We start from the raw sequence: 10,224 nt of genomic DNA, 5'->3' as shown, positions 1-10,224 counted from the left end.
GGCATCACGGTCAGGCGCGGGCACTGCAACACTTCGCGCACCTTGAACACGTTGATGCCATACAGCTGCCGTCCCCCCAAGCGGAACAATAGCAGCTCCAGCCGGTTTTCACCCACCAGACGCGTTCTCTGGTTCACGTTATCCAATACTCCGGCCATGGATGCCCCTTCTACCTCTGATTTCATTAAACGTTCATTAACCCACTGCCCGAGAGAATACGCCCACACCCCATACGCGGATGCCCCGGCGCTCCCCGCGAGCATTCCGCCCGACGGCACGCTCCTTGCTTCATTAGTGCCGATAGTTCCGTTAGCGGCTGAAAACCGTCACGCTTTAACCTTTACCGTCATGCACAAAGAATAGGACAAAAGATGGGTCCCTGTCGCCTTTTTCAGAGCCTGAGCCAATGCTCCCCCCGGGGAGTCGGGCCGTTGTGCGGGCGACTGGCGGGCGCATTGCTGCTGGTTCTGCTCGCCGCGCTGGCCCAGGCCACGCCGGAGAGCGCGCCATACCAGGATTTGGGCGAGCTCAGGGCCGACGTGCGCCAGTTCCTGGAGGCACACTACCGAGTTCCGTCAGTAAAGCGGACCAAGATTACCGTGGGCCGGCTCGACAGCCGCCTCCGCCTGAAAGCCTGCGAGGCCCCTCTGGCGCTGTCGGTTAGCGATGAGGAGCGCAGCGGCGGAAATCTGACAGTGCACACCCGCTGTCCCGGCCCCACCGCCTGGGCGCTGTACGTCCCGGCGCAGGTGGCGGTATACCGGGAGGTCGCCGTCGCCAGCCGGAGTCTGGGACGAGGCCACCGGATCGCCCAGGACGATATGACCATGGCATTGCGAGACACCGGCCAATTGCGTCAAGGTTTTGTCGTTGATGCAACGTCGGCTTTGGGAAAGGAGTTGCGCCGCCCGCTGAAGGCCGGCGAGCCGGTCCGGCTGGGGTTACTGATCGAGCCAACCGTCGTCGAACGGGGCGACCAGGTGCGCCTGCACGCCCGGATGGGCACCATCAGCGTTGATACCACGGGCACCGCCCTGAGTTCCGGGCGGGTGGGAGAGCAGATCCGGGTGCGGAACGACCGCTCTGAACGTATCGTCAGAGGGCGAATCACCGGACCCGGGACGGTCGACGTGATTTTATAACGCGAAATGGGTCACATTTATACACAAAGAGTATTAAAGTTATAAGGATGCCGGCCGATAGTATGGTCAGAAGCCCGCATTTTGGCTGGCTCCCGGTCTTTCGGCCGGCATCATCGAACATTTTGTTGGGGAACAAAATATGGTTATTGACTCAAACAACGGTATCAAGCCCGGCAATAACGGCGGCAACAACCGCCCCAGCACCGTGGCACCCCGAGAATCCGGTCCGCAATCCGGAGCCGCTGGCAGCAGCCCGCGTCCGGCGAGCCGTGACAGTGTTGAACTCAGTGCGGAGGCACAGAGCATGAACCGCCTGGAAGAGAACCTGGCGCAACTGCCGGATGTCGACGTCGAGCGCGTCGCGAATCTGAAACAGGCCATTGCCGAGGGTCGATTTGAAATCGACCCCGAACGCATCGCCCAGAATATGCTCAATCAGGACGACCTGCTGGGATAACCCCCCGCTGGCCCGGCGGGCCCCCAACACCGCCCGGGCCAAGCAGCATTCGATTTTCGATGATCCGCCATGACCGAGGCCAATATGACTCCCTCAGCCGAATCCGTCAGCCAGATGCTGGCACACGACGCCCAAGCCATTGAAGAGCTCAGTCAGGTGCTGTTGCAAGAGCGCGAAGCGCTGGAGCGGCGCGATTTGGACGCCCTTCCCCCGCTCATCGACGCCAAAAACCGGCTCATGGCCGCACTCGGCGAGCACGCCCTGCAACGCCAAAGCTGGCTGGATGCCGCCAGGCTTCCCCACAACCACGAAGGCTGGCAGCAGTGGTTGCACCAGCGCCCGGACACCCGCGCACAGTCCCCACAATGGCAAGAGCTCGCCGAGCACTTTGAGGCCTGTCGGGCACTCAACGATATCAACGGCAAAATCATTCAGCGCTCCCGGCAGACGGTGGGCACGCTCCTGGACCTGCTCAGAGGACAAAGTAACGACGGTCCCTCGCTGTACAACGCCCAAGGCCGCTCCGGCCCTCAGGGCGGCTCCCAGACCCTGGTCAAGGCGTGATCGCCGCTTACGTCGGCTTGTGCCGGCGTAAGGCTTTTTAGTATAGTTGCCGCCCCTGTCGGCGCCCCCGGGCTAGCGCGGCAGCCGATGTCCCCGTCGATTAACAGGATAAATCCTCCGCCTCCTAAGCGGAAGCTCCAGGTTCGAGTCCTGGCGGGGACGCCATTTTGTCGATTCAACGCCCGCAACCGGTCACCCCCAATGAACTTACTGCTGCTTGCCGACAGCGACTTGCTCAGTCCCACGGTGGCCGACCTGTCGGATAAGCGCCGACTCGACCATATTCTTCAGGTACTCAAACCCCAGCTGGGTGACAGCCTGACCGTTGGCCGGCTGAACGGCGACTGGGGTACTGGCGAGGTGACCGAACTGAGCCGGAAACGAATCCGGTTATCCCTGACGCTGAATCGCCCGCCTCCGGAACCTCTGCCCTTGACCCTGGTTCTCGCCCTGCCCCGTCCCCAACAGATCAAGCGTATATTGCAGACCGTCGCCGGTAGCGGCGTCAAAGAGCTGCACCTGATTCACAGCCGTCGAGTGGAAAAAAGCTACTGGCAGTCACCCAGCATCCATCCGGACGCGGTGGAGACTCAGCTGCAACTGGGGCTGGAACAGGGGTGCGACACGGTGATGCCGCAGGTGCACTACCATCGTCAGTTCAAACCGTTTGTGGAAGACACCCTGCCCGGGTTGATCGAAGGCCGGCGTGCCATGGTGGCCCACCCCTACGAGGCCATTGCCTGTCCTGCTCAGGTGCAGGAACCGGTCACCTTGCTGGTGGGCCCGGAAGGTGGGTTCAATGAATACGAGGTCGGCCGGCTCGGCGAACTGGGGGTTCAGGCGGTACACTTGGGGCCCCGCATTCTCAAAACCGAAGTGGCCATTCCTTTCCTTCTGGGACGCCTGTTCTGATACCCGGCCCTCAGGCGGACACGGTATGCTCCGCCAGCATGGCATCGAACGCCGACAGGGTAACGCCGGGGCTGAAATAGAACCCTTGATAGTAATGACAGCCGTAGCGCTGGAGAATATCGAACTGGGCCTCCAGTTCCACGCCCTCGGCGACCACATCGAGATCCAGCAACCGACCCATGGTAATGATGGTTTCCACCAACACCCGGTCGTTGTGATCATCCACAATATCCCGGACAAAACTCTGGTCGATTTTCAGCACGGTCACCGGTAGCTGTTTAAGGTAACTGATGGAGGAGTAGCCGGTCCCGAAATCATCCAGAGAGAAGCTGATCCCCTGCTCTGCCAGGCGCCGCATGGTGACAATCGCCTCGTCCACCTGCTGAATCACAATGCCCTCGGTCACCTCCATTTCCAGTGAATTCTCGGGTATCGGGTAGCGTTTCAAGGTGCGCAGGACGTCATCGGCAAAGGCGGCGCGCCGAAACTGCCGGGGGCTGATATTGATGCTCAGACGCATACCCGGTTTCCACCAGCCCTGCGCCTGCCAGTGCACCAGAGTTTCACAGGCGGTTTCCAGCACCCATTGGCCGACATCCAGAATCAGCCCGGACGTTTCCAGAATGGGAATGAAATCCGCCGGCGAGATCAGGCCCTTGGTGGGATGGTGCCAACGCAACAGGGCTTCGGCGCCGACAATGGTTCCGGTGCCCATATCGATTTTGGGTTGATAGTGCAGCGCAAACTGCTTGCCCTCAAGCGCCCGATGCAGATCGCCCTCCATCACCAGCTGTCGGCTGACCTTGTCCGCCATGTCCTCATTGAAAAACTCGATCGCATCGCGTCCCTTTTCTTTGACCTGGTACATGGCGGTATCGGCAAAGCGCAGCAGCTCATGCACCGAGCTGTTTTTATCCGGATAGATCACCACTCCGACACTGCAGCTGATCCGCAAATCCAGATTCTCCGTGTGGAAGGGGCGGGAAATGATACGCCGGATTTTTTCACTGATTTCCCCCGCCCGCAGCGCGGCGGTCGAAAGGTCTTTGTCCAGAACCGTCAACACCACGACAAATTCATCGCCACTGAGGCGGGCAACCAGATCTTCTTCCCGAACCGAGCTGACCAGACGCTGCGCCACCTCCTTGAGGACCTTGTCGCCCACCGGATGACCCAGTGAGTCGTTGATGTTTTTGAACTGGTCCAGATCGATAAACAGCACCGCACCGCAATAGCCATGCCGGGTCGCGCGACGGATTTCCAGATCCAGACGCTCGACCAATTGCACCCGGTTGGGCAGATTGGTCAGGGCGTCGTGATGGGCCATGTGCTCCATCTTTGCCTGGGCATTCTTGCGCTCGGTGATGTCCACGGACACGACCAGAGCCACCGTCTGATCGTAGTAATGGAGCGGCATGATGTGACTCTGCAGATAGAGTTTTTTGCCTTCGCGGGTGACAAAGGACTCTTCATTGATTTCCACATCAATGCCCTGACGAATCACCCGCTGATCGTTCTGCAGAATCAGTTCCACATCATCCACGGCATTGCGGAACAGGTCCCGTACGTCCTGTCCGCGCATGGTGTCGACATCGCGACCGACCATGCTCGCCAGCGCCTTGTTGGCAAACAGGTAGCGCCCCTCAATATCCCGGGCCCCGATCATCACCGGCAAACTGTCGATAATCTGGCGCAGATGACCTTCGCTTTTTCGCAACGCCAGCTCCACCGCGCGACGCTTGGCCAGCGACAGATCCACAGCGTTCAGCAATTGGTTACTGCTGTCGAGCAGTTGCGCCAGCTCATCGTGCCGCCCGGGCAAAGGCGTCAGGCGGCGGACACCGGGCTCTTCCGGGTTGATGCTTTTGATTTCCCGGGACAGGCGCGCGAGGGGTTTGGCCACCACAAAGTAAAAGGCAAAGAACAGCAACACCACCAGCATCGCGTTGCGAACCAGCCCGGTGATCAGGTTGAGACCCGATCGCTCATAGAACGCCTGCAGCGCCTGATCCATATCGACGGTAAACGCCAGACCACCGGAGGCGGTCTGGCCGTAGCCCGGGATTATCAGATCGGAATACAGCTCCCGGGTCTCGTCGCTGATCAGCGAGGTCAGCCACCGTGTCTGGGAGGGTTTCTGTGCGGTCTGGCCCTCGGCCAGGGTATTGCCCAACTCATCGGTGACACGCACCCCGATGACAAAGTCATAGGCCAGCAGGCCATTGACCACTTCAGCGGACAGGTCATCATCCAGGGTATGAACGGCGCGCATCGCCGGCGGCGTGGCCACTTCCATGACCCGACTGAACAACAGGTTAAGCTCCTCACGCTGGTTGTCCAGATCCAGATACAACTGCACCGAGCTCATCAACAGGCCGAGCAGAAAGGCCAGGATGATGCCGATTTTCGCCAGCCGGAAAGAAACCCCCTGGAAAAGCGACGGTTCGTTCGTCATTTATGCTTATTGTCCTGTAAATGTCGTTTGTTTCAACAATTGGTAGCTTACTCCGGTCCGCCGCCGAACGCTACCCAGGGTTTGCCCAACGCCCGGGCGACCGCCTCGTGGGTGATCTGGCCCCGGTGCACATTCAGGCCCGCCCTGAGGCCGGGGTCCCGCTTCAGTGCCTCCAGGCCATTCTGCGCCAGCGCCTGTACATATGGCAAGGTGGCGTGACTCAGCGCCAGTGTGGCGGTTCGGGCCGCCGCCGAGGGGATATTCGCAACACAGTAATGGACCACGCCATCGAGCGAAAAGGTGGGTTGACGGTGCGTTGTGGGCCGGGAGGTGGCGAAGCACCCGCCCTGGTCAATGGCCACATCCACCAATACTGCCCCCTTGGGCAAGGCCCCCAGTTGCTCCCGGGACAGCAGCTTGGGCGCCGAGTCGCCGGCTACCAGTACCGCGCCGATCAGCAGATCGGTCTGCGGCAGCGCCTGCTCCAGCGCGTTTTCAGTCGCGTACTCGCAGACCAGTCGTCCGTGAAACAGCGCATCCAGCTCCCGCAGGCGCACCAGGGACTTGTCCAGAATTCTGACCTGCGCACCCAGCCCCAAGGCCATGCGCGCCGCCTGAGTCCCCACCACTCCCCCGCCGATGATGGTGACCCCGGCCGGCGGTACTCCCGGAACCCCTCCGAGCAGGATGCCCCGCCCGCCCTGATGCAGCTCCAGGTGATGGGCGCCCGCCTGGGTGGCGAGCCGCCCGGCGACCTCGGACATGGGGGTCAACAGTGGCAGGCGTCCCGCCTGGTCCGTGACGGTTTCGTAGGCAATGCAGGACGCGCCCGAGGCCAGCAGCCCCTCGGCCTGCTCGGGGTCGGGCGCCAGGTGCAGAAAGGTGAACAAAATCTGATCGGGATTGAGCTGGCGATACTCCTCCGGCTGCGGCTCCTTGACCTTGACGATCAACTCGGCCTGGGCGAATACCGCTGAGGCCGAGTCCACCAGAGTGGCCCCAGCCGCTTCGTAAGAGGCATCATCCAGGCCGACCGCAGCGCCCGCCTCCTGTTCGACCAACACGCTGTGGCCCTGGCCCGCCAATTCCCGCACGGCACTGGGCGTCAGCCCTACACGGTATTCATCGGTTTTGATTTCCCGGGGTACGCCAATCCTCATAGACACCTCTCTGCCTGAGCCCCGTGAATAGGGCCGATGTACCCCGAGTATAGGAGCTGGGCGCCAGCCGGGCTAACTCAGGAGACTTGCAGAGCCGGGATAAACTGGTGAACGCCGGCCTCGGCCTGGGTGTCTTCCCCGGCATCGGCCACAGCATCCGGGTCCACTTTCAATCCCGCGAAGTCAAACAGCGCGGTATCCGCCAGCTGAGAGGGGGCCACATTGCGGATGGCGGAAAAGATGGTCTCGGTGCGTCCGGGGTACTGACCTTCCCAGTCGGTCAGCATCTGCTTGATCACCTGCCGCTGGAGGTTCTCCTGGGAACCACAGAGGTTGCAGGGAATGATCGGGAACGCCTTGTACTCGGCAAAATCCGCCAGGTCCTGCTCTTTGCAGTAGGCGAGCGGGCGAATCAGGACATTGCGCTTGTCATCGGCGAGCAGCTTGGGCGGCATGGCCTTGAGTTTGCCACCGTAGAACATGTTGAGGAACAGGGTCTCGATGATGTCGTCCCGGTGGTGACCCAGGGCGATTTTGGTCGCCCCGATCTCGTTGGCGAAGCTGTACAGGGTACCGCGCCGAAGCCGCGAGCAGAGCCCACAGGTGGTTTTGCCCTCGGGAATCACGTCTTTGACGATGCTGTAGGTGTCGCGTTCGATGATATGGTAAGGCACCCCGACCTGTTCGAGGTATTCGGGCAGTATGTGCTCGGGAAAGCCGGGCTGTTTCTGATCCATGTTGACGGCGATCAGTTCGAAGCGGATGGGGGCGGTTTTCTGTAGGCTCATGAGGATGTCGAGCATGCCGTAGGAGTCTTTGCCACCGGAGAGGCAGACCATGATCCGGTCGCCCTCTTCAATCATGTTGTAATCGGCAATGGCACTGCCGACCTGACGACGCAGGCGCTTTTGCAGTTTGTTGTATTCGAGGCGCTCTTTGCGCACGGCGGGCTGGCTCATAATACTCTCAATGTTCGACGGTCCGAAAAATGCCGCCATTGTACGGATTTTAGCCGCCCCAGGGAATTGCCGCTCTAAGCGGCAACCGTCTGCCGCATTTCCTACTGAAACCTGGCTCTTTTGGGACTTCGCATAGAGGGCTGCGGGAGGGAAGGTCTCTTTGAGACACGCCGTGAACCCATCCATGGGGGCTCATTACCCGCCGTCCAGGCGGGTAACGGTCTCAAAGAGACCTTCCCTCCCTCCGCTGTGCAAACATAACGTTTCGGGAAATAGCCAGCCCAGCAAACACATGCTTGAGGTGCGTGAAACGGGCTACCTCCACCGCCCTTGACGTTGGTACTAGCGGAGGGAGGGTAACCCCCTTTGGGGACGTCACCGGCCTGGATGGCCGGTGCAGAGCTTACAGGGACGTATTCACAGCGGTCCCCAAAGGGGGTTACCCTCCCGCAGCCTTCTCTGCGAAGTCCCAAAATTTCGATCTGCACAATATGGCACACCCATTGCAAACTCACTCGTAACCGGCAAAGAACCGTCCGTTTTATCGACCTGGAATACGAGTCACCTATGGCCCTGTTGCGAGCACTGCTGCAAAAACTCTCCGCCAACGAACCCGCTGAGCGGCCGGCGCCCACGCCACAGGCTCCTGCGCCCGAAGCCGAGTGCGTCAAACACCTGCGCCCGCTCGCCGAACGTCGGCAACTGCTCGCCGTGCGCCATCAAGGCAGCGAATACCAAAGCCTCATCCTCGCCCTCGACACCCAACGGCAACTCCTCTGGCTCGACGAACTCTTCCCCCGGGCACTCAATCTCGAACCTGGCGACGAACTGACCGTCAGCTACCACGAAAACGGCCGCCTGTTCGAATTCAGTGCCCCGGTGGTGGGCTGGAGTACGCCCCAGAGAAGCGGTGGGCTCGCCCTGCCCTTGCCCGAACAGTTCTATCTCGGCCCCCGACGCCGTTGGCCCCGCCTCGACGTCTTCGGCTGGTACCCGATCAGCGCCCGCCTCGGTGTACCCGGGCTCTCCCCCCTGTGCGGAGAAATCCTCAACCTGTCCGCGGGCGGTATACGACTCGGACTCACCGGCGACTGGCGGCCGTTCCTGCACCACCGGGACATACTCCCGCTGTGCGAATTCACCGTCGCCCCGGGGCTCAAGGTTCGCTGCCGGGTGCGCGTCTGCGCGTTCAATCTCAGTCAGCGGCCCTGGCGTCAGACCCGGGTCAGCCTGTCTTTTGTCGACTTGCCTTCCGATACCCAAAATGCCCTGGCGGCCTTTGTGACCAACCAACAGAGCCGTGCACTGGCCGCCGCCTGAACGCGTGAGAATTCACTCAACTTAACGTCCGTGCGGTCGATAACGCCAGTAGGAGGACTACCCTTAAAGGGGTAGTTTCATCTAACATCGGCCAACAAACGCCGACTAGAAGTGATCGCGGTAACCGCTGAGGACACTGTATGCGCAACAACGGCCCCGTAACCGGCCGCAATATTCCGGTGAAACCCGGCGATGAACTGGTTTCATCAACGGACACCAAAGGCACCATCCAGTTCTGCAATGACACCTTTCAGGAAATTTCGGGCTTTACCCGGGACGAGCTGATCGGCCAGCCGCACAATATGATTCGCCACCCCGAAATGCCCGAGGCAGTCTTCGGTGTGATGTGGGGCGCGCTGAAAAGCGGTCGGCCCTGGATGGGTATTGTCAAAAACCGGTGCAAGAGCGGCGATCACTACTGGGTGGATGCCTACGTCACCCCCCTCAAAGACCGCGGCCAGGTACAGGGTTACGAGTCGGTGCGGGTTCACCCGGACGCGGAGCGGGTTGCCCGGGCCGAGGCGAGCTATCGACGGATGCGTGCCGGCAAGCCGGCCTGTCCGCGCTGGTTGAGCCTGTGGCATGCGACTCGAACACCGGTTCAGATCGGCGGCATTGCATTGCTCGTGCTATTACTGGGCAGCTGGCTGCTGGGATTGCTGACCCCGACCGTGGCGCTTGCCGCCCTACTGGGGAGCGCGGTCATCGGTGGTGCTACCCAGGCACTACTGGTACAGCACCTCAGCGAAAGCCTGAGCCGAGCCCGCGCCATTATGCACGACCCGATCGCGGCCTATATTTACACCGGTCGCAGTGACGCTTTGGGTGAAATCGAGTTTGCGCAATTGGCGCTGCGGGCGCGCCTGCGCACTGCTCTGGGGCGCTTTGGCGAATCCGCCCGGGAGTTGCACGGCCACGCCGCGCAGGCGCAGGCGCAGGCAGCACAAACCCACCGGGGTATGGACGAACAGCAGCGGGAAACCACTCGGGTGGCCGTGGCCATGCAACAGATGGCCCAGGCGGTGCAGGAAGTGGCCAGCGGCGCCTCGGACACCTCCGTGGCCACCCAAAGTGCCCTTGGCGAAGTCCAGCGCGGCGGCACGGTCATCAATACCGCCAGCGGCGCGATCGGGGACCTGTCTCGGCAGGTGGACAACCTGGGGCAAGTACTGGAGCGTCTGACCGCCGACAGTGGCGAGATTGCCAAGGTGGTGGATGTCATTCGGGGTATTGCCGAACAGACCAACCTGCTGGC

At 61.2% G+C, this 10,224-nt stretch carries 10 protein-coding genes and 1 tRNA gene; 7 read left to right on the top strand and 4 right to left on the bottom strand.

What is annotated here, in order from left to right:
- A partial coding sequence (locus B3187_RS11310; RefSeq protein ID WP_286806527.1) for a chemotaxis protein CheW occupies positions 1-158 on the bottom strand: 158 nt, incomplete at its 3' end.
- 273 nt (positions 159-431) lie between these two features.
- Here B3187_RS11310 and flgA point away from each other — a divergent pair.
- The 5 genes from flgA to B3187_RS11285 all read left to right on the top strand — a co-directional run bounded on the left by flgA (position 432) and on the right by B3187_RS11285 (position 3,075).
- Complete coding sequence (gene flgA, locus B3187_RS11305) at positions 432-1,142, top strand: flagellar basal body P-ring formation chaperone FlgA (RefSeq protein ID WP_286806508.1); 711 nt, start codon at positions 432-434, stop codon at positions 1,140-1,142.
- Between the two features lie 139 nt (positions 1,143-1,281).
- The gene (gene flgM / locus B3187_RS11300; RefSeq protein WP_286806507.1) at positions 1,282-1,599 is read left to right on the top strand and encodes a flagellar biosynthesis anti-sigma factor FlgM; all 318 of its coding nucleotides are present in this window, start codon (positions 1,282-1,284) and stop codon (positions 1,597-1,599) included.
- 69 nt (positions 1,600-1,668) lie between these two features.
- Positions 1,669-2,163, top strand: coding sequence for a flagella synthesis protein FlgN (locus tag B3187_RS11295; protein ID WP_286806505.1), 495 nt, complete (start codon positions 1,669-1,671; stop codon positions 2,161-2,163).
- An 89-nt stretch (positions 2,164-2,252) separates the two neighbouring features.
- A tRNA-Arg gene (locus B3187_RS11290) sits at positions 2,253-2,328 on the top strand.
- A 36-nt stretch (positions 2,329-2,364) separates the two neighbouring features.
- Positions 2,365-3,075, top strand: a complete 711-nt coding sequence (locus B3187_RS11285; protein ID WP_286806504.1) for a 16S rRNA (uracil(1498)-N(3))-methyltransferase — start codon at positions 2,365-2,367, stop codon at positions 3,073-3,075.
- Between the two features lie 10 nt (positions 3,076-3,085).
- Here B3187_RS11285 and B3187_RS11280 read toward each other — a convergent pair whose 3' ends face one another.
- The 3 genes from B3187_RS11280 to ttcA all read right to left on the bottom strand — a co-directional run bounded on the left by B3187_RS11280 (position 3,086) and on the right by ttcA (position 7,649).
- Positions 3,086-5,530, bottom strand: a complete 2,445-nt coding sequence (locus tag B3187_RS11280; protein WP_286806503.1) for a putative bifunctional diguanylate cyclase/phosphodiesterase — start codon at positions 5,528-5,530, stop codon at positions 3,086-3,088.
- 47 nt (positions 5,531-5,577) lie between these two features.
- Positions 5,578-6,690, bottom strand: coding sequence for an alanine dehydrogenase (gene ald, locus B3187_RS11275; RefSeq protein WP_286806501.1), 1,113 nt, complete (start codon positions 6,688-6,690; stop codon positions 5,578-5,580).
- A gap of 77 nt (positions 6,691-6,767) precedes the next feature.
- Positions 6,768-7,649: a tRNA 2-thiocytidine(32) synthetase TtcA gene (gene ttcA / locus B3187_RS11270; RefSeq protein WP_286806500.1), complete on the bottom strand. Its 882-nt coding sequence runs from the start codon at positions 7,647-7,649 to the stop codon at positions 6,768-6,770.
- 567 nt (positions 7,650-8,216) lie between these two features.
- Here ttcA and B3187_RS11265 point away from each other — a divergent pair.
- Positions 8,217-8,969 carry a flagellar brake protein gene (locus B3187_RS11265; protein ID WP_286806499.1) on the top strand — a complete coding sequence of 251 codons (753 nt, stop codon included), beginning with the start codon at positions 8,217-8,219 and terminating at the stop codon, positions 8,967-8,969.
- Positions 8,970-9,109: 140 nt separating this feature from the next.
- Positions 9,110-10,224 (top strand): methyl-accepting chemotaxis protein (locus tag B3187_RS11260; protein WP_286806497.1); only part of this gene is annotated, 1,115 nt, incomplete at its 3' end.

The organism is Marinimicrobium sp. UBA4209 (genome assembly GCF_002381585.1).
GTDB classification, from domain to species: Bacteria; Pseudomonadota; Gammaproteobacteria; order Pseudomonadales; family Cellvibrionaceae; genus Marinimicrobium; species Marinimicrobium koreense.
This window is presented reverse-complemented; position numbering and strand designations above follow the sequence as displayed.

Coding starts and splice junctions, on each gene's coding strand:
- flgM (WP_286806507.1), top strand. CDS start 1,282: ATGGTTATTGACTCAAACAACGGTATCAAGCCCGGCAATAACGGCGGC.
- B3187_RS11280 (WP_286806503.1), bottom strand. CDS start 5,530: ATGACGAACGAACCGTCGCTTTTCCAGGGGGTTTCTTTCCGGCTGGCG.
- ald (WP_286806501.1), bottom strand. CDS start 6,690: ATGAGGATTGGCGTACCCCGGGAAATCAAAACCGATGAATACCGTGTA.
- B3187_RS11285 (WP_286806504.1), top strand. CDS start 2,365: ATGAACTTACTGCTGCTTGCCGACAGCGACTTGCTCAGTCCCACGGTG.
- ttcA (WP_286806500.1), bottom strand. CDS start 7,649: ATGAGCCAGCCCGCCGTGCGCAAAGAGCGCCTCGAATACAACAAACTG.
- B3187_RS11265 (WP_286806499.1), top strand. CDS start 8,217: ATGGCCCTGTTGCGAGCACTGCTGCAAAAACTCTCCGCCAACGAACCC.
- B3187_RS11295 (WP_286806505.1), top strand. CDS start 1,669: ATGACCGAGGCCAATATGACTCCCTCAGCCGAATCCGTCAGCCAGATG.